Consider the following 25,498-nt stretch of genomic DNA (forward strand, 5'->3'; position numbering starts at 1 on the left):
CAACCGACACACGAACAAGGAGAGCAAGATGAAGCCGACCAGATTCCTGGTTGTGGCCGTGTTCGCCATCAGCATGGCGCTCGCAGGCTGTTCCACCGACGAACCCGCCGCCAACGAGGACGTCACCGCAGCGACCGAGGCAGACGCCGCCGACGGCGATGACGCCGCAGAGACCGACGACGCTGCCGAGGGCGATGACGCTGCCGAGGGCGACGACGCCGCCAGCAGCGACTTCTTCGTCCAGGCCGACTACGAGCGCCAGCTGGCGCAGCGTGACGTCGAGCCGGAGGGCGACGCCTCCACCCCATGGCTGCAGGCCATCGAGCCGGAGATGGTCGACACCTCCGAGTTCGCCGCCGAGGGGGCGCAGGACCTCTGCTTCTCCAACGCCTCCATCTCCAACCCCTGGCGCGTCACGGGTTGGATCACCATGCAGCAGCAGGTCGAGGTCTACCAGGAGAGCGGCGACATCGGTGAGTTCCGTGTCGCTGACGCTGCTGACGACGACAACCAGCAGATCTCCGACATCCAGTCCTTCATCGACTCCGGTGACTGCGGTGCCATCATCATCTCGCCGTCGACCACCGCGACCCTGACCCCGATCGTCGAGGCCGCCTGCGAGAGCGGTGTCCCGGTGATCGTGTTCGACCGTGGCGTCAACACCGACTGCATGGTCACCTTCATCCACCCCATCGGCGGCTACGCCTACGGCGCCGACGGTGCCGAGTTCCTGGTGGAGAACCTCGAGCCGGGCAGCAACGTGCTGGCCCTGCGCATCCTCCCCGGCGTCGACGTGCTCGAGCACCGTTGGGGCGCTGCCCAGCAGATCTTCGGCGACTCCGAGCTGAACGTCCTCGGTGACGAGTTCACCGGTGGCGACGCGGCCCAGATCAAGGACATCGTCACCCAGTACCTGCAGCGCGGCGACGTCGACGGCATCTGGATGGACGCCGGTGACGGCTCCGTCGCCGCGATCGAGGCCTTCGAGGACGCCGGTGCGGACTACCCCGTCATGGTCGGCGAGGACGAGATGAGCTTCCTGCGCAAGTGGCAGGACACCGGGCTCACCGCCATCGCGCCGGTGTACTCCAACTTCCAGTGGCGCACGCCCATCGAGGCCGCGGTCCGGATCTGGAACGGCGAGGAGGTCCCCAGCGAGTGGATCCTGCCGCAGGAGCCGATCAACGCCGACGAGCTGGACGCGTTCCTCGAGGCCAACGCCGACATGCCGTCCCTGCACTACGCCAAGTACGGCGGCGAGGACCTGCCCGGGTTCCCCGAGGCCTGGACGGACCGCTAGTCACCACACAGAGGGTCCGGAACCCGCAACGAGAAGGGGGCAATGACATGACATGGCCGATCGGAGTGTCGACCTGGTTGTGGCACTCACCGTTGCGGGATTCCGACCTCGCGGCCCTCGCGCCGCAGGTCAGCCGCTGGGGGTTCGACGTGATCGAGCTCCCGGTGGAGACGCCCGGGGACTGGGATCCGACGGCAGCCCGCCGGCTGCTGGACGATCTCGGTCTCGGGGCGACCGTGTGCCTGGTCCTGGGCCCGGGGCGCGAGCTGGTCGCGACGGATGCCAGCACCAAGCAGCAGACGCAGGACTACCTGCGTCACGTGATCGACGTGGCCCACACCGTCGGGGCCACCGCGATCGGGGGGCCCGCCTACACCTCCGTGGGCAGGACCTGGCGCATGGACGCCGCCGAGCGCCGCGCCGCGCTGGCGGAGTGGGCCGACGCGATCGCACCGGTCGCCGACCACGCCGCACAGGCCGGGGTGCGCATCGCCGTCGAACCCCTGAACCGCTACGAGACGTCGTTGTTCAACACGGTGTCGCAGGCGATGGAGGCGATCGCCGACCTGCCCGACAGCGTCGGCGTGCTGCTGGACACCTACCACCTGAACATCGAGGAGGCGGACCCTCTCGCCGCCATCCGAGCGGCAGGCAGCCGGGTCGCGCACGTACAGGTCTGCGCCAACGACCGGGGTGCGCCGGGACACGGCCACCTCGACTGGCCCGCCATCCTCGACGCGTTGCGCGACATCGGCTACGCCGGTCCGCTGTGCATCGAGTCGTTCACGCCCGAGAACCAGACCATCGCGGTTGCCGCGTCCATCTGGCGACCGCTCGCCGAGTCCCAGGACCGCCTCGCCACCGATGGCCTGGCGTACCTCCGCAATCTCCTGACCTGACCCGCCACCGCTGACGCGTTCCGCCGGACGCGTCAGCTGGTCAGGGCCCCGCCAGTCCCGCCAGTCAGTCCCGCCAGCCAGTCCCGCCAGTCAGTCCCGCCAGCCAGTCCGTGGCGTTCGGACGTGGCGCCAGCCTGCCCTCGGGTGGGTGGGCGCTGCGGTGTCCGGACACCCGCCAGAACGCCGCTCCCGCGGTCGGCCCACCGCCGTTCGACGAGGAGCATCCCGCCTGCAAGTGAAGGAGTCGATCGATCATGAAGGACACCCCTGCCAGGATCTCGAGGTGGCTGACGCGCTGGGGCGCCGTCGTCGCCCTCCTGCTCGTCCCCGCCGTGGCCGCCACCGCCCAGACCGGCGGCCCCTACGAGGTCGCCGATCCCGTGGCCAACGTGCTGGTCTTCACCGAGACCACCCAGTTCCGCCACACCGAAGCGATCGACCAGGGCACCCCGGTCCTGCGCCAGGCCCTCGCCGACGCGGACATCACGACGGTGCACACCGAGGACTCGTCGATCTTCAACGACGTCGACCTCGCCACCTTCGACGCCTTGTTGATGTTCCAGACCTCGGGTGATCCCTGGACGGCCGACGAGAAGGCCGCGCTCGAGCGCTACCAGCAGGCCGGCGGTGGCATCGTCGCGGTCCACAACGCCACCGACATGCGTGGCAACTACGCCTGGTGGGACGACATGATCGGCGCGTTGATGCCCGGTCACGCCGCCACGGGAAGCAGCCCCGGGCTGCCGGGGACGGTCCTTGTGGAGGACGGGACCCACCCCTCCACCGAGCACCTGCCCACCCGCTGGGACCGTGCGGACGAGTGGTACAACTACTCCGCCAACGTCCGGGGCGAGGCCCATGTCCTGGCGACGATGGACGAGTCCACCTACGACCCGGGCGGCAACGCCATGGGGTACGACCACCCCATCTCCTGGTGCCGGATGTACGACGGTGGCCGCGCCTGGATGACCGGGATGGGCCACTTCGGCGCGCACTACACCGACGAGCCCTTCCTGGTGGATCACATCCTGGGCGGCGTGGAGTGGGCTGCCGGCCTGGTCGAGGGTGACTGCGGCGGCACCGACTGGAGCGAGTTCGAGCGGGTGACCCTGGACTCCAACACCTCCGCGCCGTTCGCGATGGACGTCGCCTCCGACGGCCGTGTCTTCTTCACCGAGCTCGTGCGCGGCCAGATCCGCATCCACGACCCCGAGACCCAGACCACCTCCACCGCCCTGACGCTCGACGTGTACTCCGGCGGCGAGGACGGGTTGCTCGGCATCGCGCTGGACCCAGACTTCGACAGCAACGGCCACCTGTTCGTCTACTACTCCCCGGACACCGCCGACAACAGCGACCCGGCGAACTTCGTCAGCCTCCTGTCCCGCTTCACCGTCGAGGGCAACGGCATCGACCCGGCCAGCGAGGTCGTGGTCATGGAGGTGCCCGCCAGCCGGCTGCCCGACGAACCCGGTCACACCGGTGGTGGCCTGCGCTTCGGCCCCGACGGCGACCTGTACCTGTCGGTCGGCGACGACGTGAACCCCCACTCCGAGCCCTCCGGTGGCTACGCCCCGCTGCACGAGTCCTCCTCCAACCTGTGGGACGCCCGCGCCACCTCGGCCAACACCAACGACCTGCGCGGCAAGCTGCTGCGCATCCACCCCGAGCCGGACGGCAGCTACACCGTCCCGGCCGGCAACCTCGTCGACAGCGACTGGGCGCAGGCGTTGTCCCCGGCGGACCTGGAGAAGGTGCGGCCCGAGATCTACGCCATGGGCTTCCGGAACCCCTTCCGCTTCTTCGTCGACCCCGTCACCGGCGACATCGGCCTGGCGGACTACTCGCCGGACAACAACAGCGACGCCCCGGCCACCCGTGGCCCTGCCGGGATCGCGGAGTGGAACTGGATCACCGAGCCGGGCTTCTACGGCTGGCCGCTGTGCATGGGCGCCAACGAGCCGTTCCGTGACGTGGACTACCTCACCAGTCCGGCCACCGTCGGCGACTTCTTCGACTGCGATGCGCCGATCAACGACTCGATCCACAACACCGGTGTCGAGGCGCTGCCACCGGCACGACCGGCCGACGTCTTCTACGGCTACCAGCGTGCGTCCGACCAGGGGTCGGGCCTGAACCAGGGTGGCGGCCTCGCACCCATGGGCGGCCCGGTCTACGACTTCGACGAGACGCTGGACTCCGACACCAAGTTCCCGTCGTCCTACGACGGCAAGGCGTTCTTCTACGAGTGGTCCCGCAACCGGATGTTCAACTTCCTCCTGGCCGACGAGGCCACGACGGAGGCGTTCGTCCCGGGTGAGGCGGTGGAGAAGGTCACGCCGTTCCTGCCGCAGACCCAGTTCCTCGCCCCGATCGACTCGGTCTTCGGGCCGGACGGCTCGTTGTACGTCCTGGACTGGGGTGGCGGCTTCGGCCGTGACAACCCCAACTCGGGCCTGCACCGCATCGACTACATCTCCGGCTCCCGTTCACCGATCGCCCGGATCAGCGCCAGCCCGACCGACGGTCAGGCACCGCTGGAGGTCACCTTCTCCGCGACGGAGTCCACCGACCCCGAAGGAGAGGCCCTCACCGTCGAATGGGACGTCGACGGCGACGGAACCATCGACCAGACGGGTGAGACCATCACCCACACCTACGAGACCGCAGGGGTCTACGACGCCCGCCTGGTCGTCACCGACCCGCACGGCAAGACCGGCACGGCGATCCAGCCCATCACCGTGGGCAACACCCGCCCGGTCGTCACCGTCGACACGCCTGCCGACGGCGCGTTCTTCGACTTCGGCACCGAGGTGTCGTGGGCGATCACGGCCACCGACGTCGAGGACGACCCCGTCGACCCGAACGAGGTGATCGTGCAGCCGGCCCTCGGCCACGACTACCACGCCCACCCGACCACGGAGTTCACCGGCCTGACCGGGTCGGTGCAGACGTCCCTCGGCGGCCACGCGCCGGACGAGAACATCTTCTTCGTCCTCGACGCGCGCTACTCCGACCACGGTGGTGACGGCGTGCAGTCGCTGACCGGCAGCGACACGGTGCTGGTTTACCCCCGCCTGCGCGAGGCGGAGTTCCGCCAGTCCGACGAGGGCATGACGGTCGTGGCGGCCCGCGACGTCGCTGGTCACGGCGACGCCCTGTCGGGTGAGGACGGGGCATGGTTCGCCTACGACCGGATGAGCCTCGCCGGCATCGATGAGCTGATCGTCCGCGCGGCCTCGGCCGGCGGCGGCACCATCGAGCTGCGGGCCGACAGCCCCGACGGGGCCCTCATCGGCAGCGCCGAGGTTCCGGCGGGTGGCCTCAGCCGCTTCGTCGACGTCCACGTGCCGGTGGGCCCGACCGACCCGGGTGGCTCCTTCGCCCTCTATGTCGTCATGCCCGGTGACGGCACCCGCCAGGTCAACTTCATCGAGGCCGTCGGCCAGGGCGTGTCGGGCACCACGGTGCCTGCGGTGACCATCACCAGCCCCGAGCCGTACGCCGTGGTCGACGAGGTCGGCGACATCCAGCTGACCGCCGACGCCACCGACGCCGACAACGGCATCGCCAGCGTGGAGTTCCTCGTCGACGGCGTGTCCGTCGGCAGCGACGACACCGCCCCCTACGAGATCACCTGGACCCCCGCGACGGAGGACAGGTACCTCCTCGAGGCGGTGGCGACCAACCCCGACGGGGTGTCGACCACCTCCCGGGCCATCCAGGTCGACGTCGGTGACCTGCTCGCCGGCTGGGAGACCTTCAGCCACGAGGCAGCCAGCGCCAACTTCGACCGACCCGACGCCGACACGTGGACCATCGACTCCGGTGGTGCCAACACCTGGCAGGGCACCGACGAGTACGGCGCGGTCTACCAGCCGGCCGCCGCACAGTGGACCCAGTGGACCGCGACGGTGCGGGTCGACAGCGTCGACATGCCCAACGCCAGCGCCAAGGCGGGCATCATCGTCCGCAACGACGTGACCGACCCGGGCAGCTCGCCGGGGTACGGGTTCCTCACCGCTCGTCAGGGCAACCCCTACGAGTGGCTGCGCGACAGCGACGGCAACGGCTCGATCGACGCGGCCACGAACGGCGCGTCGTCCTCGGTGCCGGTCTGGTTGCGCCTCACCCGTGACGGCGACGACTACCAGGCCTGGTCCAGCAGCGACGGCACGACGTTCACCCCCATCGGTGGACCGGTTGCGCTGCCCAACGCGGCCGCGGTGCAGGACATCGGCCTGGCCGTGACCGCACACAGCACCACCGGCCGTGCCACCGCGACGTTCTCCAGCTTCTCCATCGAGGAGGGGGTGCCGACGGTCGAGGAACCCGAGCCGCTGCCCACCTGCCTGACCGGCAGCGTCGACCAGTTCGACGGCACGGAGATCGACACCGGCGTCTGGACGACCGTCCGGGACGCCGACGGCCACCCGGTGAGTGTGTCCGACGGCATGCTCCACCTGCCGGTGACGGCTGGCGACATCAACGAGGACGGCGCGGGGCCGATCAGCTACGTCGGACGGCCTGCACCGGAAGGCCCCTGGGCGTTCACCGCGGCCCTCTCGCTGCCCCACACCCGTGAGTGGCAGCACGCCGGGCTGATGCTGCACAGCAGCGACGACGAGTACGTCAAGCTGGCCTACACCCGCAGCACCAACGGCAACCGGTTCCTCGAGTTCCAGACCGAGACCGGCGGAAGCCGCACCTGGCACGCCAACAACGTCGCGCTGGACCCTGCGCCGGACGCCGTCTGGTTCCGCATGGTCAGCGACGGCGCGGCGATCACCGCCGCCTACTCCACCGACGGCACCACGTGGATCGACCTGCCGGGTGCCGCACCCGTGAAGCCGGATGCCGACATCGGCATGGTCGCCGCTGGCGACGTCACGGCCACCGAGGTTGTCGCGACGGTCGACTGGGCTGCGCTCGAGACCCCCTCCGATGACGACGTGATCGACCCCAACGACGAGTTCGAGGGCGACGCCCTGGACACCTGTCGCTGGGCGGCCACCGTCCGCGGTGACGCCAACACCCTGGAGGTGGCCGACGGCCACCTGTCGATCACGACCCAGCCGGGTGACATCAACGGCGGGGACAACCTGGACCCGCGCAACTTCGTCCTCCAGCACGCCCCCGAGGGCGACTGGGTGGCCACCACCCGCATGCGGGCCCCGCTGATGCACCAGTGGCAGCTGGCCGGCCTGATGGCCTACGGCGGAGACGACGACTACGTCAAGCTCGACGTGGTTGCCCGCAATGCCCCCGGCGCCCCGGTCGACCTGCAGACCGAGCTGGTCTCGGAGCAGGGTGGCAACTTCGGTGCCGGCGGCAACCGCCTGGTCGACACCGCCGAAACCGCCGAGTCGGGCTACTTCTACCTGCGCCTCACCAAGCAGGGTGACACCTACACCGGTGAGTGGAGCGACGGCGGCATCAGCTGGACGCCGATCGGCGAACCCGTCACCAACAGCGCCGACCTGGACCGCATCGGCCTCCTGGCCATCGGCCCGGAACAGGTCGATCCCGTCGTGGTCGACTTCGACTGGTTCCACCTCGACACCGAGGTGGTGGGCGACACCACGCCGCCGGAGGTCCGGGCCAACCTGCTCGGCACCTTCGAGGGCGACGTCAGCGCCATCCCCGGCGAGACGATCGGTGGCAGCATCGAGCTGGTCGTGGGCGCTGACCAGACCACCTCCACGGCGACCCTCTCCGGCCTCGACGCCGGTGCGACCTACCAGGCGCACCTGCACGAGGGCGTCTGCGGCGAGATGGGTGCCCACTACATGGACGACCCCGACGGCGTGGAGGAGCCGCCCAACGAGCTGTGGTTGGTCGACAACCCCTCCGACCCACACGCCGGGTTCACCGCCAGCCCGGCGGGCCACGCCGTGGTCAGCGGTTCCGCACCGTGGGCAGCTGCGTCCAGCGCCCAGTCGGTGATGATCCATGGTGGTGACGCCGGCCTGATGATCGGTTGCGCCACGCTGGACACCAGCGCGGACGACGTGGACGTGGTCATCGAGGCCACCGACGACGACGGCACCGTTGCCCTCGTCGAGCACCGCCTCGACGGCGGCGACTGGACCGCCCACGAGGGCCCGATCACCGTCACCGCGGCGGGTTCGCACACCGTGGAGTACCGCGCCACCGATGACGCGGGCAACACCTCCGAGGTGGGAACCGCCACCTTCACCATCACCCCGCCGCTCCCACCGCTGGAGCTGCAGGTCGACGTCGACCCGCAGGACCCCGACGGCCTGGACGGCTGGTACATCAGCCCCGTGACCGTGACGGCCACGCCGAACGACGAGGCAGCCACCGTCGAGGTGGACCTCGACGGAACGGGCTGGACGACCGACGACGACGGTGTCGTGGTCATCGCCAGCGAGGGGAACCACACGCTGGACCTGCGGGCCCGACGGGGCGAGGACCTCACCGAGGTGCAGTCCTTCACCTGCATGCTGGACCTGACCGCCCCGACCGTGGCCGTGGACGGCCTGGTCGACGGCGAGGAGGTCGAGGAGGACGATGCGACACCTGTCGGCTGGACCGCGTCCGACGACGTGTCGGGTGTGGCCTCGGTGGTCGTGACCCTCGACGGTGACCCCGTCGTGGGCGAGGCCTTCGATGCCGGTGCCCTCGAGCCGGGCAGTCACGAGCTGATCGTCGCGGCGTCCGATGTCGCGGGCCACACGACGGAGGAGACCGTCTCCTTCACCGTGCTCGAGTCCGACCCGAACCCCAACCCCAACCCCAACCCGAATCCCAACCCGACCCCCACACCGACGCCGACCCCCGAGCCGACGCCGACGCCGACGCCGGAACCCGAGCCGGAGGTCGAGGTCGACCGCATCGAGGGCGAGAACCGGTTCGACACCGCCGCTCGGATCGCCGATCGGTTCGAACCCGGCGTCGAGCGCGTCTTCCTCGCGACAGGGTCCTCCTTCGCCGACGCGTTGGCGGCCGTGCCGATCGCCGGTGACCTGCGCTATCCCATCCTGCTGGTGGAGGTCGATGCCATCCCGGCTGCGACCGCCGCGCAGCTGACCAGGCTCGACCCCGGCCGCATCACCATCCTCGGAGGCACCGCCGTGATCGGCGCCGACGTCGAGGCGATGGCCGCGGACTACACCGACGGGCCGGTGGATCGCATCGCCGGTGCGAACCGTTACGAAACCGCGGCCGCGCTCGTGGAGGAGTTCATGGGCTCCACGTCGTTCGCCCAGGACGGTGACGTCGTGGCCTACATCGCCACGGGCGACTCCTTCGCCGACTCCCTGTCCCTCGGTCCGGTGGCCGTCGTGACCGGTGGACCCCTGCTGCTCGTGCAGCAGGACGCCGTGCCGGACGCCACCGCGGCGGCGCTCGCGTCGTTGTCGCCGGACCGGATCGTCATCGTCGGGGGTGAGGCCGTCGTCTCCGCTGGCGTCGCCGAGGCCCTGACGGCCTTCACCGATGGACCGGTCGACCGCTGGGCCGGCCCCAACCGGTACGCCACCGCGGCGGCCGTGTCGAGCCAGGGTTTCCCCGGTGCGACGTCGACGGTCTACATGGCCACGGGTTCGGACTACCCCGACGCCCTGGCCGGCGGGGTCGCTGCCGGCATGGACCACGCTCCCTTGCTCGTGGTCCAGCAGGACTGCGTCCCGGCGGAGGTGCTGGCCGAGATCGAGCGGTTGGGCGCGACGAACGTCGTCGTGCTCGGCGGCCCGAATGCGGTGAGTGACGCCGCAGCAGCGCTCACCCCGTGTTCGGAGGACGCTGGCTGATCGTCCGCCAAGCAGGTGCCCGTCGTCCTCAGGGACGGCGGGCACTTCGCCGTTCCGGCCGATGTGTCCGCGCGGCTGCCGTCCCGGCGACCGTCCCGGCGACCGTCCCGGCGGCCGGAGTTGTGCAGCTCGGCCGGCGGGCTGGCTGACCTGCGCACATCCCCGGCAGGCTCGTGCAGGTCGGCCGGGTGACCGGCTGACCTGCACATCGCCGGGGGAGGGGGAGGGGCCACACACGCGCCTCGGGTTGTCCACGAGCGGGGCCGAGGTCGTCGACGGGTGACCCCAGCCGGAGGACATGGTGGTGGACATGGACGTCCCACAGGCCGCCGACGGCGGAACCCCGGACCCCGCACGGGTCGATCCGGCGCTCCTTGATCGGCTGGCTGCACGGCAGGCCGGCCACCTCGCGGTGTGGCAGCTCGTCATGCTCGGCGTCGCACGTTCCTCGGTCACCGAGCTGGTCAGCCGGCGGGGCTGGACGCGTGTCCATCGCGGCGTCCTCCGCGTGCTGGGCGGACGGGCGGACGACATGGGGCAGCTGTGGGCGGGCCTGCTCTGCGTGGCTGGCGTCGGCGGTCCCGAACGGGCCACGTCCCGCCTGCTGGAGGGAGGGGATCGGGTCGCAGCCCTCGCAGCGGCGGTGTCCGACGTGGCGGTCGTGACCGGATTCTCGGCGGGGTGGCTGATGGGTATTCGGGACAACCCGCCTGCGGTTCCCCAGCTGCTCGTCGAGCGGGAGACCCAGGTCCGCGGCCGCCCCGTGCGGGTGGTCCGCAGCCGACGAGCGTCCGACGACCTCCGCTGGATCGACGGCGTGCCGTGTGCCCTCCCTCACCGGGTCCTGTGGGACATGGCCTGGATCGCCCGCCGAACGGGACGGGCCGAGGTCAACGTGGCTGATGCGGCCGTTCACCTGGACCGGCTCCGGGTGCTGTCGATGGACGAGTTCCTCGGCGCCGTGGCGGATCCCCTCTCCTTCGGGCTTCCGCGGCGCGTCCCCCGGGCGATGGTCCGGGCGGCCGACCGAGTGCGGCCAGGGTTCTCCCATTCCGAGACCGAGGCCCGTGGACGCGCGATCATCCGGGAAGTCCTTGCCGAGCTCGGCCTGGACGCAACCACACGTCCCTACCTCCTGCGCGACGGGGCGGGCGCGATGGTGGGCGAGATGGACGTGGCGGTCATCGACGTGCAGTGGGGGCTGGAGGTGGACGGTCCGCACCACGACGCACCGTCGGTGGCCCGGCGAGACCGCCGACGCGACGAGCAGGTGCGGGGTGTGGACGGGTGGGAGGTCACCCGGTATCACCACACCCTCGTGGAGGAGGAGGCGACGTTCCGGGGCCGCGTCCGGACCGATGCGCTGGACATGCTCACCCGTCGCGGCTGGTCGCGGGCCGCGTAGTCGACCTGGAGCTCGTCGTCGAGGCCCCCGCCGCGCCGACCGAGATGTGCACTTCAGCCGATGGGCCGGTCGAGCTGCACCACAGCTCGGCCAGGCTGGTCAGGTCAACCGACGGGCCGGCCAACCTGCACAACTCGCTGGAGGAGGGGGAGGGGGACGCGCCGGAGGGGGAGGGGCGACTCCGCTGGAGAGGGGGTGGGGTTACGCCTCGGCGGCGAGGTCGCCCGGGGGCGAGGCCGGTTCGGCGTCGACGACCGGCGGCACCACGCGGAGGGTGCGGGTGCTGCGTTCGGGCAGGGGATGCACGTCCTCCAGCGGTTCGGGCCGGTTGAGCGTGCGATCGGAGAGGTGCCCGACGACCGTCCGCATGACCTCACCGGACAGCAGCAGCGACAGGTGGCCGAGGTCGTCGACCTTGACGTTGTGGGCGCGCAGCGCAGGGTGGACGAGCTTGGCGCTGACGCCGGGCACGATCAGCATGTCGAGGTCGGAGTAGACGGCGATCCACCGGACGTCGCTCGGACGGGCGGTCTCCTCGAGCTTGCGCATCAGGGTGTGGCCGGGACGCATCTGCGGGCCGGACGAACCCGGCGCCAGGTAGGCCGCGTAGGTCCCGCGGTGCGGGGAACCCAGCGTGATCACGGTGTCGACCGTGTCGTGCCCGCCGAGCTGCTGCACGTAGTACCGCGACACGACCCCGCCCATGGAGTGGCCGACGATCATGACCTTGTCCGCACCCGAGATGGAACGGACCCGGTCGACCTCGGCGGCCAGCATGCCGGCGATCTCGGGGATGTCGTAGGTCAGCGGGTTGTAGTCGAAGGCGTGGATGTGGCGGAATCCCGCCTTGCGCAGGACCCGGTTGATCCCGAGGAACGCCGAGCGGTTGTGGATCCAGCCGTGCACGAGGATGATCGGCATGTTCGCCGTCTCGCTGTCGGTCACGGCGTCGGGCGCGTCCTGCCCCAGCGGGGTGCTCCGACGGTTGGCGTCGCGTGCCATCCCCATCGGGTAGGCCGCCGCGTGGACCGCGGTCAGCGCGAGCTCACGAACCGTGCCGATGTAGGTACCCGGGCGCAGGAGGCTCCTGAGGGCGACCGCCGCCTGCCGACGCAGGTGGGACAGGTCGTCGTACTCGGCTTCCACGCTTGGGTTCAACTGCGGGCTCCGGCTCTCGTTGTTCGGTTGTTGCTCACGGACGGCACGAGGTGAGTGGCTGTCAGTGTGCCCGTACAACGTCGAACCAAAGCGCGTCTACGCCCCGATTCGCAAATCGTAAGGACAAAACGCCTCGATGTGACTAGACCCTGGTCGGCGAGGTTGCGGTGGTCGGCCGTCAGTCGCACCCGGGGGCGACGTCGCTGTCGGTCGGGGTCAGCGAGTCGCCGGGCGTGGGATCGACGTAGAGGTCGCCGTCGACCGCCGATGCCCCTGCCCGGACGAGGGAGTCCCCGGTCCCGCCGACCCGCCGTCCCTGCAGGGTCCAGACCGTCCCGTCGGGCGACTCGATCCGCCGCGACGTGCCGCAGTACCTGGCCCCCTCGGGTGGGTCGACGAACGCGGCCAGCACCCCGCCGCCCCGGACCACGAGCACCGTCGTGCCGGTCACGTCCAGGACCGCGTCCCCGCGCGGGTCGACCTGGTCCAGCGACCCCACGTTGACGAAGGGTTCCTCCGGTCGTGCCGACCCGCCGATCACGGCGGGGATGACCACCGCGAGGATCAGCAGCCCCGCGACGACCGCAGCGACGGGCCAGTGCAGCCCCATGCGTTCGCGCAGGACGATCTTGCGGGCGCGCTTGGCGGCGCGGGGCGGCAGGTAGCCCCCCGGGCCGAAGTCCGGCTGGTCCGTGGGTGGGCTCGCGGCCGACCCGTCGGGGGCGGTCTGGTCGGTGGGACGGTCGCTCATGGCTCCGTGAAGTGTGCCGGGTCACCCGCCTCGGTTCAGGTCGGCCGGTCCCCGTGGGCTATTCTCGCGGCCGGCCGGCCTGTTCGGGTCGGTGAGGGCCGTCCGACTCCGGGCTGCCCTCCGGCCCCTCGACGCGGCCCCCTCCGACTGACAAGACTCCCGAGAGGAGTAGACGTGGACCTCATGGAGTTCCAGGGCAAGGACCTTTTCCGCGCCCACGGCATTCCCACGACCCCGCAAGGACAGATCGCCACGACACCCGAGCAGGCCGAAGCGCTGGCAACCGAATACGGTGTGCCGGTCATGGTCAAGGCGCAGGTGCTGACGGGCGGTCGCGGCAAGGCCGGGGGGGTGAAGTACTGCCCCGACGCGGCAGCCGCGAAGGCTGCAGCAGAGGCGATCCTGGGCCTGGACATCAAGGGTCACGTCGTGCACAAGGTCCTGGTCGAGAAGGCCAGCGACATCGGCGAGGAGTACTACCTCTCGATCCTTCACGACCGGGTGAGCAAGGGCTACAAGGCCATCTGCTCGGTCGAGGGCGGCGTGGAGATCGAAGAGGTCAACCGCACGCAGCCGGACAAGGTTGCCAAGGTCGACATCAACCCCGTGGACGGGATGTCGGAGGAGCTGGCCAACCAGATCCTCGACCAGGGCGCCATGCCCACCGACACCCGTGACCAGCAGGTCGCGCTGCTGATGAAGCTGTACGACGGCTTCGTCGCCAGCGACGCCACGCTGTTCGAGATCAACCCGTTGATCAAGACCGAGGACGGCCGCATCATCGCGCTGGACTCCAAGGTCTCCCTCGACGACAACGCGCTGTTCCGCCACGAGGACCTCGCTGCGCTGGAGGGGCCCGTCCCCGACGACCAGCAGGGCGACGACCTCGAGGCACGGGCCAAGGACAAGGGCCTGCAGTACGTCAAGCTCGACGGCGACATCGGGATCATGGGCAACGGCGCCGGGCTCGTCATGAGCACCCTCGACGTCGTCTCCCAGGCCGGTGGCGAAGCGGCCAACTTCCTCGACGCCGGTGGCGGGGCCAGCGCGGAGTCCATGGCCGAGGGCATCGCCTTCGTGCTGGGCGACCCCGCGGTCAAGGTCATGCTGATCAACATCTTCGGCGGCATCACCCGCTGCGACGACGTCGCCAACGGTGTGCTCGGCGCGATGGAGATGCTCGGCGACGTCGAGCAGAAGCTGGTCGTCCGCCTGGACGGCAACTCCGCGGAGGAGGGGCGTCGGATCCTCGAAGGGGCCAACAACCCCAAGATCGTCCCCGCATCCCAGATGATCGAGGCCGCCGAGAAGGCCGTCGCGCTCGCCAAGGAGGCCTAGACCATGTCCATCATCATCGACGAGTCCACCAAGGTCGTCATCCAGGGAACCGGGAGCCAGGGCACCGCCCACGGCAAGCGGAACCAGGACTACGGCACCAAGATCGTGGCGGGTACCCACCCCAAGAAGGGCGGTACCACCTGGGAGGGGCTCGACGTCCCGATCTTCGCCACGGTCAAGGAGGCCAAGGACGAGGTCGGCGCCAACACCTCCATGGTCATGGTCCCCGCCCCGTTCACGAAGGCCGCGATCCTCGAGGCCTACGAGGCCGGCATCGAGACCATCGTTGCCATCACCGAGGGTGTCCCGGTCCACGACATGACCGAGGTCTACAACACCCTCTACACCCGGCAGGACGACGGCAGCTACGACATGTCCAGCGGTCCGATCCTGATCGGACCGAACTGCCCCGGGCTGATCAGCCCCGGCAAGGCCAACGTCGGCATCATCCCGCCGCAGATCACCAAGCCGGGCAAGGTCGGGCTGGTCAGCCGCTCCGGCACGCTGACCTACCAGATCATGCACGAGCTGAACCTGGCCGGGATCGGCATCTCGACCTGTGTCGGCATCGGTGGTGACCCGATCATCGGGTCCAACTTCATGGACATCATCCCGAAGTTCGCCGAGGACCCCGACACCGAAGCGATCGTGTTCGTCGGCGAGATCGGCGGCACCGAGGAGCAGAAGGTCGGTCGCTGGATCGCCGACAACATCCCCGACACCCCCTGCGTCGCCTACGTCGCCGGGTTCTCCGCCCCTCCGGGCAAGCAGATGGGCCACGCCGGCGCCATCGTCAAGGAGGGTTCGGAGGGTGGCGAGACCGCGGCCGACAAGAAGGCTGCGCTGGAGGAGATGGGCATCTCGGTGGGCATCAACCCCTCCGAGACCGCACAGCTGATGATCCAGCGCCTGAACGGCTAGCACCCACTGGATCCACGACGGGCCCCCGCCACATCGGCGGGGGCCCGTCGTCGTTGGTCACCGGAGCCCGGATCAGACGTCGCCGCGCAGGTTGTGCCAGATCCGTCGGGGGCCGTCGAACAGCCGGCTGAGGCCGCGGACGGCAACCGGCGGCTGCTCCAGCGGCAGCTCCCCGTCGACGGTGAGCGCGTAGGTGATCTGCTCGAGGCTGGGCGGGCCGATGGAGAGGTTCTCCCACAGCAGGCCCGCGTTGGACTCGTCGGTCGTCAACGAGCTGTAGGCCGCCGCCATCACACCGGTGCGACCGACCCCGGCGCCGCAGTGCACGAAGACAGTGCCGCCGGCCTCGTCGACGACCTCCATGAACCGCTCGACCTGGCGGGTGGTCGGGGTCTGGCCGTCGCGGATCGGCATGTGCACGAACTCCAGGCCCAGCTCGTCGAGCAACGCCACCGGGGCCTGCTCGAACTCCTCCGCGCGCAGGTCGACCACGACCTCGACGCCGCGGTCGGCCAGGGCTCGGTACCCCTCGTCGGTGGGTGCGCGGCCGCGCCAGACGCGATCATCGATCGCCCGGGCCCGTGGGATGCCGGCCAGCTCCAGGTCGTCGTCGGGACCGATGGCCAGCGCCGTCAGGTGGCTGCTCACGATGGCCAGGTTGCCCAGGCCGATCAGGACGACAGTGCCGATGACGACGGCCAGCACCCAGCCTCGGGGACGGGTCGGGCGTCGCAGCCACCGACGGGTTCCGCGCTGGGCAGCGGGATCGTCGAGCCTCGGCTCGGGAATGGTGTCGGGGGTGGGGTGTGTGGTGTTCATGTCTCGCGGTCGATGACCCGATCGCCCTCGCGTTGGGTCATCGCCTCGACCTCCAGTCGTAGATGTCGAACTCTCAGATCCTCGAGGCAGCCGTGCAGCTGGTCCCGGTCGGGGGCATCGGCACCGGGTCGCAGCTCGATGCGGTAGGCCTCGACGCGACCAGCCGGACGCGCCTCGTGCTCGTCGGGATGCTGCGTGGCCTCGAAGGCGGCGACGGTGGCGCCGGGCACCGATTCGGCCACGCACACCTCGGTGTGGGCGCGGGCCAGCTGCTCGATCGGTTCGCCCGCCGTGCGTGCGTCGGCGAGGACGACCACCTCCAGGGAGGAGTCGTCGGGCACGTCGGCATGCACGGTCATGGTCTGCTCCCGCAGCACCCAGATGCCGACGCCGAGCAGTACGACGAGGACGACGAGCAGCGATCGCCTCATCGTCGGCCGACCCCCGTGGGGCGTCCACGAAGCAGGCTGCTGGCGTCGTCGGGCACGGGTTGTTCGCCGGGGACCAACCCGCCGTCGGGGTAGGCCAGCGGGCCCATGCGTTCGGCCAGGCCCTCCTCGGCCGACGGGGTCGTGGTGGACTCCGCGACACGGCCGACGATCCACGCAACGGCGGACACGACCGCGCCGCCGCCGAGCAGCACGGTGATGAAGACGTTCATCTGCTCCTGCTGCTCCCGCAACCACGCGAAGTGGTCGCGGCGAGGCCGGGTCTGCTGCAGGTCGGCGAGGAACGCCGCGTCCATTCCCGACTGACCGGATGGCTCGCGAGCGCGGTCCAGCGACTGCTCGATGCGGTCGAGCCGCTGCACGACCCAGGCGAAGCCCATGACGACGATCACGGCCAGCAGGGCGAAGCCGGAGAACAGCGCTCGGTTCCACTGCCAGCGGACGAGGTAGGTGAACAGGTAGCCAGCGGAGCCGAGCATCCCGGCCAGCCCGATGAGCCATGCAAGCTTCTTCACGAGGTGCTCCTCTCCACGGTCCCCGCACCACCGTCGACGACCAGCGACTCGGCGTCGGCCAGGTCCTCACGGGCGCCGGCCAGGCCGACGACGGTGGCGACGTCGGCCTCGCGGGCAAGGATGGCGACGTGGCTGAGCGGGCTGCCGGTCTCGGCGACCACCCCCTCGAGGCGTCCGAGGACACCCGCCAGCTCGGGTCCCAGCGCCGCGGTCAGCAGGACGGCGCCGTCCGGGATGTCGTCGACCTCGGTTTCGTCGTCCATCACGAACGGCTTCCCACGGCCGGTGCCGCCGCCCGCGCCGGTCCCGTCGTCGCCGTTGCCGGACCGCAGCGGCACGATCGTGCCATCCGCTCCTCGGCGGAACCGTGACGGCAACGCGTCGTCGGCCGGTGGCGGCTGTAGGTCAGGGGCGGTGCCTGAGCGGACGGACGCGCAGAGGTCGTCCAGCCGGACGTGGCGGATGGCGGTCGGTTGGTCCAGCAGGTCCCGGTCGTGCAGGCGCCGGCCGAGGACGAGGGCGGCACGGGCCTGCAGCTCGTGGACCCAGCGGACGCGCATGCGCAACGCTTCGCGGACCACCCCGGGCGCCTCGGGGTCGGTCGTGCGATCCGGCCGATCCGGGACGTCGGTGACCTCCGGAAGATCGGGCTCGCCGCCGATGCGGGGCGCGTAGAGCGACAGGATCGCCGGCTCCCGGACGATCGCCTCGGCGTCGGTGAGACCGCGGCGGCGGGCATCGGCCAGCAGGCGCAGCGCCACCCCGTTCCCGGTGAGCTCGTTGCCCGAGGGATCGGTGATGAGCCCGGTCAGCACCTCGTGGCCGTGGAGCGCGCGAAGCACGTCCCGGCTGCGGTGGAGCAGGTCCAGCAGCTGCTCGTCGGCGTAGTCCTCGAGCGGGCCGAGCTGTCCGAGCTCCTCGTCGGTCCGCCGGGCGATCCGGCGACCGGCCGCGGGCAGGGCCGCCCGCAGACGGCCGAGTCGCCACGACGCCACCACCCGACGGGCCCGATCGCGGATGGGGGATCGGTTGCGGTCCGAGCGACCGAACAGCTCCAGGTCCACCGCGGGACGCCCGTAAATGGTCACCAGGACCGGCGAGGCATCGACGTCACCGTCGGATGCCACGGCACCGATACGGAGCGCATGGGCGATTCCCTCGCGCAACGGCGGCACCCACAGGTCAACCTCGAGCGCCGCCATGCCCGACGGGAAGGTCTCGGCGATCGGCCCGGTGCCGAGCTCCGGTCCCTCGGGCACCGCGGTGACCTCGGTGGTGACGGGTCGTGTCTGCAGCAGGTACAACGTCCCGTCGGCGTCGGCGGCCCACTCGACATCCTGGGGGCCGTCGAATCGCTCGCCGACCTCGTTCACCAGGTCCACGACCGCCGCGATCAGGTCGTCGCCGGGGTCGGTCTCGGGATCCTCGGGTTCGGTGACGACGGCGCCGTCGGCGTCGGTGATCCAGGTGTCCCCGTCGACGGTGCCGGACACGAGATCGTCGGGGTCGCCACAGACGACCGCGACGGTGCGCCGATCGGGACGGCCGGTCACGGGGTCGACCCCGAACGCCACCCCGCTCCAGGTCGGGTCGATCTGGCGCTGCACGACCACGGCGATGTCGTGCTGCGGCTCGAGGTCAGGCGTGTCGTCGGCCACGTTCGTGCGGGAATCGAGGACGGTCGCGATCGCCTTGCGGAGCTGCTCGACGGTGGTGACGTCCGCCACGGTCTCGTAGCGGCCGGCCATCGACTCCTCGTCCCCGTCCTCGACGACGGAGGAGGAGCGCACGACCACCGGGCCGCCGCGCCATGCCTCCTGCAGCTCGGCCTCGAGCACGTCGATGCCCTCGCCGTCGATCTGCCGCGTGCCGTACACGGTCACCACCCAACCGGGGATGACGGGACACCCGGCGTTGGCCGCGATGGCCAGCGCGGCGCCCTTGCCGCCGACGACATCGCGGTCGGTGGCGCGGGGGTCGTCGAGGTCCAGCACCACCGTTTCGGTGGCCGTCGCCTCGGTCGAGGCCGCCGCGTCGGACGAGGCCGTGCTGCGGTCGGACTCGACCGAAACGTGTCCAGCGGATGAGGTCCCGTCGCGCAGATCGGTCATGAAAAGGCACGTTCCCGGCTGGCCACTTGACGAAACGCTCCGACGGTCAGCTCGGCGTCAGGTCCCTCGCGCGTCGCTCCGGGCGCGGTGGGCGTCCACGGCTCGGTCGGCCTTCGCCTGGAGCAGGCGCAGGCCGGCGCGCTCCAGCAGCGACGACAGGTCGTCGGTCCGGTCGGCCATGGCCAGGCCATGGGTCCAGGGTGTCGGGGACATCGCCTGCATGCGGGCGAGCATCTGCTCGGCCGTCCAGCGATCGGCGCCCGGCGCGAGGAGGACGAACTCGTCGCCGCCGAGTCGGGCCAGCACGTCACCCTTCCGGATGGCGCTGCGCCAGGCGTCCGCACAGTCCACGAGCAGCTCGTCCCCCGCAGCGTGGCCCCGGCCGTCGTTGATCGACTTGAACCCGTCGAGGTCGATGACCGCCAGCGCGAGCGGGCGTTCGGTTCGTTGGGCGTCCGACACCACGCGCGCACCGATGTCGAGGAGCCCGGCACGGTTCGCCAGCCCCGTGAGCGGGTCCGACTCGGCCAGCGTCCGCAGCCCGCCGCTCAACCGGTTGACCAGCTCCATCGTGGCCACCGTGGTGAGCGCCAGGACGACCAGCAGCCGCCACGCCGCGTCCACCCCGGCGGCCAGGAGGGCCAGGCTCGACCCCACCGAGAGGAAGGCGGCGTACGCACGGCTGGTCCACTTCGACGAGATGGCCGCGACCAGCACGCCGGTCCACAACAACGAGGTGCTGACGATGGTCGCATCGACCGCTGATGCACTCCGCAGGATGGACCCGAACCCCAGCGCGATGCCGCCGGCCATGACGAGGTGGAACGACCACATCCGGAACCTGGGGGCCAGCAGCCAGTAGACCAGGCCGATGATCGTCGTCGTCGCCACGCTGATGGCCGCGTCGTATGTCGTCGTCGGATCGGCAGGCCGCACGATCTGGACGAGCCCCGACACGACCACGAGCACCGCGAACGTCCGGACGTGCGTCGGGTCGACCGGCTGACGCCACGAGGCTGCACGTCGTCGGGACCCGGGGCTGAACATCGCTCACAGGCTAGCGAGGTCACGCCGGCGGGTCCCTCGTGCGTCCCGTCAGGGGGTGCAGATGCGGATCCGCCCGTGATAGCGTCGATCGGCTGTGCGCACATCAGGGGAGGGTTCCGCCGACCTGTCGTTGTTGACGGCCCACCTGCGGCCCGAGCGACGACAGCTCCTCGGCCTGCTCGGCGTGCTGCTCGTGGCGATGCTGCTGCCCGTCGCGGGCCCGGTGTTGCTGGGCAACGTGGTCGATGCGGCGCTTGCGGGCCGGCCCACCGGGGTGCTGCTGCGTGGGGCGGTGGCCTTCCTCGTCGTGACCCTCTTCGCCGATGGCCTGCAGCTGGCCCTGACCCGGTGGTCGGTGGCGCTGGCGTGGCGTGTCGGCAACCGGCTGCGGCTGGACCTCGCACGCCACGCCCTCCGCCTCGACCTGACCTGGCACGGCGACCACAGCCCCGGGCTGCTGATCGAGCGCATCGACGGTGACGTCGACGCGATCGTCCGCTTCTCCTCCTCCGCAGTCCTGAACCTGCTGGGCAACGCGGTGCTGCTGACCGGCACGCTGGCGGTGGCCCTGGTGATCGAGTGGCGTGCCGGCCTGCTGATCGCCGCCGCGTCCTTGCTGGCGGTGGAGGTCATGCGCCGGATGCGGCGCGCGGCCGTGCCCTTCTACGACGAGGAACGCGAGGTCCAGGCCAGCCTGTACGGCGACCTGGAGGAACGGCTCGGCGGACTGGAGGACGTCCGTGCCAACGGCGCCGCAGGCTACGCGGTGCACCGCCTGCACGAGTCCTCGGCGCGCTGGTGGCGGGTCGCCAGGCGTGCCTCGATGCGGGGTGACGGCGCCTACGCGATCGCCGCCGCCGTCTTCACGATCGGTTCCGTGGCCACCCTGGCGCTGGCGATCTGGCTGCAGCTGGCCGGTCGCATCTCCCTCGGCGAGGTGCTGGCCCTGTTCCGCTTCTCCCAGATGGTCCGCCAGCCGCTGGAGGCGATCGCCGAGCAGATCACCGAGTTCCAGCGCGCCGTGGCCGGGTCCCGTCGGGCCGCACGGCTGCTGGCGACCGCTCCCGACATCGAGGACGGTCCCGGCGCGCACATCCCGCCCGGGCCGCTGTCGGTGGACTTCGACGACGTGCACTTCGCCTACCCCGACGAACCCGAACGGGTGGTGCTCGCCGGCATCGACATGCACCTGCCCGCCGGCTCCGTCGTGGGCGTGGTCGGTCGCACCGGCAGCGGCAAGACCTCCCTCGGTCGTCTGCTGGTTCGCTTCTGGGACGTCACCGGCGGCTCGATCCGCCTCGGCGGCGTGGACGTGCGCGAACCCACGGGAGAGGAGCTGCGGCGCCGCGTCGGCGTGGTCACCCAGGAGGTACAGATCCTCCGCGCCAGCCTGCGGGACAACCTGACCCTCCTCGGGGCCGTCGAGGCCACCGACGACCAGCTCGTCGCCGCCATGCAGGAGGTCGGCCTCGGGGGATGGCTGGCCGCCCAGCCGGACGGCCTTGACACCCACCTGGAGGGGGCCGGGGGGTTGTCGGCCGGGCAGGCCCAGCTGCTGGCGTTCGCCCGCATCCTGCTGACCGATCCGGGGCTCATCGTCCTCGACGAGGCCACCAGCCGGCTGGACCCGGCCACCGAGGCCCTCGTCACCCGGGCCACGGACCGGGTGTTCGCCGGTCGCACCGTCGTCATCATCGCCCACCGGCTTGCGACGCTGGACCGGGCCGACATCGTCGTGGTCATCGACGAGGGACGGGTGCTGGAAGCCGGCCCCCGCGCCGACCTGGCGCGACGCCACCGCGGTCGGTACGCCGCACTGCTGCAGGAGTCCGCCGGCGTGGGGGGCCAGCCATGAGCGGCGCGACGTCGACCGCGGCTGTGCCCTCCCGGGTGGTGGCCTGGCGCCTCGTGCGGCAGGAACCCGTCGCCTACGCGATCGCCCTGCTGACGTGGACGACCTTCCACTCCCTGCCCGTGCTGTCGGGCTGGCTGCTGAAGGTCGTGCTCGACCGGGTGCAGGGCGGTCAGCCCGCCTCGACCGTCTGGACGGTGCTCGCCGTGCTGGCCGGCGTCGAGGTCGGCCGCTGGATGGTGCTGGTCGTCAGCGCCGTGCAGTGGCACGGCGTCTGGGTCTTCTGGCACACCGTCCTCCGCCTCAACATGCTCCGTTCGTTGGTCGCCGCGCCCGGCCCGGCCGCCGGACGACTGCCGGGTGCGCCCGGAGAGGCCGTGTCGCGGTTCCGCGACGACACCAAGCACGTGGCCCTCGTGGCCGACGTGTGGCTGGACATGACCGGCGTGTCGGTCGCCGCTGCAGGCGCCCTCGCGGTCATGGTTCGCGTCGACCCGCTGGTGACCCTTGTGGCGCTGCTGCCGGTCGGGTGTGCGCTGCTGCTGACGAGGGTGATGGCGCGGCGGCTCAAGGACCTGCGGGTGGTCGAGCGCGAGGCCACGGCGGCGGTCACCGGGTTCATCGGTGACACGTTCGCGGCCATCACCGCCATCAAGGCGGCGGGCGCCGAGAAGGCCGCCGAGCACCGCTTCGACACGCTCGGCCGGACCCGCGCCACCGCAGCGCTGCGCGACCAGGTCGCCACGCAGGTCCTGCAGACGCTGTCGGGCGCAACCGGCAACCTCTCGACCGGCCTGGCGCTCCTCCTGCTCGCCCCGGCGCTGGCAGCCGGCGACGCCAGCGTCGGCGACGTCGGGTTGTTCGCCAGCTCCGCGATCGTCCTGGCGACGGTGCCCCGCTGGGTCGCCCGCCTCGGGGCCTACCACCGGCAGGCCGACGTGTCGGTCGACCGGATGACGCGGCTGCTCCCGCCGGGCGCCGACGGCGGGACGCTGGCCGACCCGGTCCACACGGCGCTGCGGCACGGACCCGGCGCCTTCCCGACGGTGCCGGCCCGCCCGGTGCGGCCGCCGCGGGACCACCTTGAGCTACTGGAGGTCGTCGGCCTGGTCGTGCGACACGAGGACGGAACCACCGTGGGTCCCGTCGACCTGACCGTCGAGTCCGGCCGCGTCACCGTCCTGACTGGTCCCGTCGGTGCCGGCAAGACCACCGTCCTGCGTGCCCTGCTGGGGCTTGTCGCCCGCGACGAGGGCGAGATCCGCTGGAACGGTCGGCTGATCGAGGACCCGTCGACCGTGCTGGTCCCGCCGCTGACCGCCTACCTCCCCCAGGTGCCTCGCCTGTTCTCCGAGACGTTGGCCCAGACCATCCTGCTGGGTGTCGACGACGCCGGGCTGGAGGAGGCGCTCGCCATCGCGTGCCTGCAGCCGGACCTCGCGAGGATGGGATCGGGGCTGGACACGATGGTCGGCCCCCGCGGGGTCAGGTTGTCAGGCGGGCAGATCCAGCGGACCGCGGCCGCACGGGCGTTCGTCCGTCGTCCCGACCTGCTGGTGGTCGACGACCTGTCCTCGGCCCTCGACGTGACCACCGAGACCCAGGTGTGGCAACGGTTGCTGGACCGTCCCGACCGTCCCGCACTGCTGGTCGTCAGCCATCGCGAACGGGTGCTGCGGGCGGCCGACTTCGTGATCGAGATGGGGTGATACGACCGGTGGCCCGTTCGTTCGGTCACCCCCGTGTTCCGGCGAGATCCCGTGACCGGGTTACCGTGGTCGGTTGTGAACGAGAACGCAAACGGCATCGATGCCGACGCCCCGACCGCAGACGACACCCCGGCAGGTGAGCCGGCCGTCGTTGCGGACGCGCTCGGTGCCGAGGACATGACCCCCAGGGCCGAGGAGGCGTCGCCGCCGCTCGAGCAGCCCACCGACGACCACGGCCACGGCCACGGCGACCACGGCCACGGCGACCATGGCCACGTCACCCCTGACGACGGGGCCGGCGGGACCTCCACCGGCATGATCGTGCTGGCCCTCCTCGGCGTGCTCGCCGGCGTGGCGGGCCTGATCTGGTACGCCGTGGGGGTCACCCCGGAGGACGACGAGGTCGTCACCGAGGGGTCGGCCGTCACCACCGGCGAGTCGCTGCCCGAGGGTGTCGTGTACTCCATCGCCGGTGTGGACCGGAAGCTGGAGGACGTCGAGCCCCGCGTCCGCAGCATCGCCCCGGACCTGGCCGACGCGCTCGTCGACCCCGAGGCCGCCACCGCTGAGCAGCGGGGACAGCTCGCACAGGTCGTGGCGACGCTCGTCGTCGACGACCTGCTCGGCGTCGCTGCCGAGGACGCGGGTGTCGAGGTCACCGAGGAGGACCTGCAGGCCTCGATCGACGAGATCGTGGACATCCAGTTCGGTGGCGACGCCGCCGCCTTCGAGACCCAGGTCGAGGCCGAGGGGCTGACGGTCGAGGCCGTGCGCGAGCTCCAGCGTCCCGCCGTGCTGATCGACAAGCTCGTCGACGCCCGCATCACCGACATCACCGACGAGGAGGTCGAGGCGTTCTACGAGCAGGAGTCCGCGACCGAGATCGTCAGCCACATCCTGGTGGAGACCGAGGACGAGGCACAGGCCGTCGTCGACCGCCTGGACGCCGGTGAGGCGTTCGCCGACGTGGCTGCCGAGGTGTCGATCGACGGCAGCGCCCAGAGCGGTGGCCAGCTCGGACCGTTCCAGCCCGGCCAGTTCGTCGAGCCCTTCGAGAACGCGGTCCTGGAGACCGAGCCCGGTGAGATCACCGGTCCGGTCGAGACCGAGTTCGGCTGGCACGTCATCACCATCGATGGCGCCGACATCCCGCCGCTGGACGAGGCCCGCCCCGACATCGAGGAGTTCCTGCGCCAGCAGCAGGTCGGTGGCATCACCGAGGAGATCGTCACCGAGATCGACGCGGCGGCGCAGGTGACCGTCGCCCCGGTGTACGGCACCTGGCTCGGGATCACCGGCGGCGGCGTCCAGCCCCCCGTCAGCGAGGTCCAGGACCTGGAGCTGCCCGACGAGGCGCTGCCGCTGGAGGAGCTGCCCACCGAGGGCGAGTGATCGAGCCAGACCGACGGCAGCGCGTCAGCAGTGGCCGGGACCCGAAGGTCCCGGCCA

16 protein-coding genes are annotated in these 25,498 nt (G+C 71.0%); 9 read left to right on the forward strand and 7 right to left on the reverse strand.

Annotated elements, in window-relative coordinates:
- The first annotated feature begins 28 nt into the window (after positions 1 to 28).
- From DVS28_RS03980 to DVS28_RS03995, 4 genes are all read left to right on the forward strand, one after another.
- A complete protein-coding gene (locus DVS28_RS03980; RefSeq protein WP_114590306.1) occupies positions 29 to 1,300 on the forward strand; it encodes a substrate-binding domain-containing protein in 1,272 nt (423 codons plus the stop codon).
- Positions 1,301 to 1,347: 47 nt separating this feature from the next.
- Entirely contained in the window at positions 1,348 to 2,199 is an 852-nt protein-coding gene (locus DVS28_RS03985) for a sugar phosphate isomerase/epimerase family protein (protein WP_114590307.1), read from the forward strand.
- Between the two features lie 254 nt (positions 2,200 to 2,453).
- Positions 2,454 to 9,974: a ThuA domain-containing protein gene (locus DVS28_RS03990; protein ID WP_114590308.1), complete on the forward strand. Its 7,521-nt coding sequence runs from the start codon at positions 2,454 to 2,456 to the stop codon at positions 9,972 to 9,974.
- Positions 9,975 to 10,284: 310 nt separating this feature from the next.
- Complete coding sequence (locus DVS28_RS03995; protein ID WP_164709908.1) at positions 10,285 to 11,379, forward strand: hypothetical protein; 1,095 nt, start codon at positions 10,285 to 10,287, stop codon at positions 11,377 to 11,379.
- 201 nt (positions 11,380 to 11,580) lie between these two features.
- Here DVS28_RS03995 and DVS28_RS04000 read toward each other — a convergent pair whose 3' ends face one another.
- Positions 11,581 to 12,537 (reverse strand): esterase/lipase family protein, encoded by a 957-nt coding sequence (locus DVS28_RS04000; protein WP_164709909.1) that lies wholly within the window; start codon positions 12,535 to 12,537, stop codon positions 11,581 to 11,583.
- A 178-nt stretch (positions 12,538 to 12,715) separates the two neighbouring features.
- On the reverse strand, positions 12,716 to 13,288 hold the full coding sequence (locus tag DVS28_RS04005) for a hypothetical protein (RefSeq protein WP_114590311.1): 573 nt from the start codon (positions 13,286 to 13,288) through the stop codon (positions 12,716 to 12,718).
- Between the two features lie 174 nt (positions 13,289 to 13,462).
- Between DVS28_RS04005 and sucC the strand changes: the two genes are divergently transcribed.
- Together sucC and sucD are read left to right on the forward strand one after the other, a co-directional pair.
- Positions 13,463 to 14,626: an ADP-forming succinate--CoA ligase subunit beta gene (sucC, locus tag DVS28_RS04010; RefSeq protein ID WP_114590312.1), complete on the forward strand. Its 1,164-nt coding sequence runs from the start codon at positions 13,463 to 13,465 to the stop codon at positions 14,624 to 14,626.
- A gap of 3 nt (positions 14,627 to 14,629) precedes the next feature.
- Positions 14,630 to 15,547: a succinate--CoA ligase subunit alpha gene (sucD, locus tag DVS28_RS04015; protein ID WP_114590313.1), complete on the forward strand. Its 918-nt coding sequence runs from the start codon at positions 14,630 to 14,632 to the stop codon at positions 15,545 to 15,547.
- A 72-nt stretch (positions 15,548 to 15,619) separates the two neighbouring features.
- Here the strand turns inward: sucD and DVS28_RS04020 are convergent, their stop codons facing one another.
- From DVS28_RS04020 to DVS28_RS29860, 5 genes are read right to left on the reverse strand one after another with little or no spacing between them, the layout of a single operon-like run.
- Positions 15,620 to 16,366: a protein tyrosine phosphatase family protein gene (locus DVS28_RS04020; protein ID WP_114590314.1), complete on the reverse strand. Its 747-nt coding sequence runs from the start codon at positions 16,364 to 16,366 to the stop codon at positions 15,620 to 15,622.
- Positions 16,363 to 16,797: a hypothetical protein gene (locus DVS28_RS04025; RefSeq protein ID WP_114590315.1), complete on the reverse strand. Its 435-nt coding sequence runs from the start codon at positions 16,795 to 16,797 to the stop codon at positions 16,363 to 16,365. The genes DVS28_RS04020 and DVS28_RS04025 overlap by 4 nt, the downstream gene beginning before the upstream one ends.
- Positions 16,794 to 17,330, reverse strand: a complete 537-nt coding sequence (locus DVS28_RS04030) for a hypothetical protein (RefSeq protein ID WP_114590316.1) — start codon at positions 17,328 to 17,330, stop codon at positions 16,794 to 16,796. The genes DVS28_RS04025 and DVS28_RS04030 overlap by 4 nt, the downstream gene beginning before the upstream one ends.
- Complete coding sequence (locus DVS28_RS04035; protein WP_114590317.1) at positions 17,327 to 19,441, reverse strand: PEP/pyruvate-binding domain-containing protein; 2,115 nt, start codon at positions 19,439 to 19,441, stop codon at positions 17,327 to 17,329. The genes DVS28_RS04030 and DVS28_RS04035 overlap by 4 nt, the downstream gene beginning before the upstream one ends.
- A gap of 57 nt (positions 19,442 to 19,498) precedes the next feature.
- Positions 19,499 to 20,488 carry a GGDEF domain-containing protein gene (locus DVS28_RS29860; protein WP_114590318.1) on the reverse strand — a complete coding sequence of 330 codons (990 nt, stop codon included), beginning with the start codon at positions 20,486 to 20,488 and terminating at the stop codon, positions 19,499 to 19,501.
- Positions 20,489 to 20,582: 94 nt separating this feature from the next.
- Here DVS28_RS29860 and DVS28_RS04045 point away from each other — a divergent pair, with 94 nt between their 5' ends.
- From DVS28_RS04045 to DVS28_RS04055, 3 genes are all read left to right on the forward strand, one after another.
- Positions 20,583 to 22,343 carry an ABC transporter ATP-binding protein gene (locus tag DVS28_RS04045; RefSeq protein WP_114590319.1) on the forward strand — a complete coding sequence of 587 codons (1,761 nt, stop codon included), beginning with the start codon at positions 20,583 to 20,585 and terminating at the stop codon, positions 22,341 to 22,343.
- Positions 22,340 to 24,049 carry an ATP-binding cassette domain-containing protein gene (locus DVS28_RS29865; RefSeq protein ID WP_114590320.1) on the forward strand — a complete coding sequence of 570 codons (1,710 nt, stop codon included), beginning with the start codon at positions 22,340 to 22,342 and terminating at the stop codon, positions 24,047 to 24,049. The genes DVS28_RS04045 and DVS28_RS29865 overlap by 4 nt, the downstream gene beginning before the upstream one ends.
- 75 nt (positions 24,050 to 24,124) lie before the next feature.
- Complete coding sequence (locus tag DVS28_RS04055; RefSeq protein WP_114590321.1) at positions 24,125 to 25,441, forward strand: peptidylprolyl isomerase; 1,317 nt, start codon at positions 24,125 to 24,127, stop codon at positions 25,439 to 25,441.
- Positions 25,442 to 25,498: the final 57 nt, after the last annotated feature.

The sequence above is a fragment of the Euzebya pacifica genome, from assembly GCF_003344865.1.
Taxonomy (GTDB): Bacteria; Actinomycetota; Nitriliruptoria; order Euzebyales; family Euzebyaceae; genus Euzebya; species Euzebya pacifica.

What these genes read in the sequence shown, in the direction of transcription:
- DVS28_RS03995 (WP_164709908.1), top strand. Translation starts at nt 10,285, where the DNA reads ATGGACGTCCCACAGGCCGCCGACGGCGGAACCCCGGACCCCGCACGG.
- DVS28_RS29860 (WP_114590318.1), bottom strand. Translation starts at nt 20,488, where the DNA reads ATGTTCAGCCCCGGGTCCCGACGACGTGCAGCCTCGTGGCGTCAGCCG.
- sucD (WP_114590313.1), top strand. Translation starts at nt 14,630, where the DNA reads ATGTCCATCATCATCGACGAGTCCACCAAGGTCGTCATCCAGGGAACC.
- DVS28_RS04035 (WP_114590317.1), bottom strand. Translation starts at nt 19,441, where the DNA reads ATGACCGATCTGCGCGACGGGACCTCATCCGCTGGACACGTTTCGGTC.
- DVS28_RS03985 (WP_114590307.1), top strand. Translation starts at nt 1,348, where the DNA reads ATGACATGGCCGATCGGAGTGTCGACCTGGTTGTGGCACTCACCGTTG.
- DVS28_RS03990 (WP_114590308.1), top strand. Translation starts at nt 2,454, where the DNA reads ATGAAGGACACCCCTGCCAGGATCTCGAGGTGGCTGACGCGCTGGGGC.
- DVS28_RS04025 (WP_114590315.1), bottom strand. Translation starts at nt 16,797, where the DNA reads ATGAGGCGATCGCTGCTCGTCGTCCTCGTCGTACTGCTCGGCGTCGGC.
- DVS28_RS04020 (WP_114590314.1), bottom strand. Translation starts at nt 16,366, where the DNA reads ATGAACACCACACACCCCACCCCCGACACCATTCCCGAGCCGAGGCTC.
- DVS28_RS03980 (WP_114590306.1), top strand. Translation starts at nt 29, where the DNA reads ATGAAGCCGACCAGATTCCTGGTTGTGGCCGTGTTCGCCATCAGCATG.
- DVS28_RS04005 (WP_114590311.1), bottom strand. Translation starts at nt 13,288, where the DNA reads ATGAGCGACCGTCCCACCGACCAGACCGCCCCCGACGGGTCGGCCGCG.
- DVS28_RS29865 (WP_114590320.1), top strand. Translation starts at nt 22,340, where the DNA reads ATGAGCGGCGCGACGTCGACCGCGGCTGTGCCCTCCCGGGTGGTGGCC.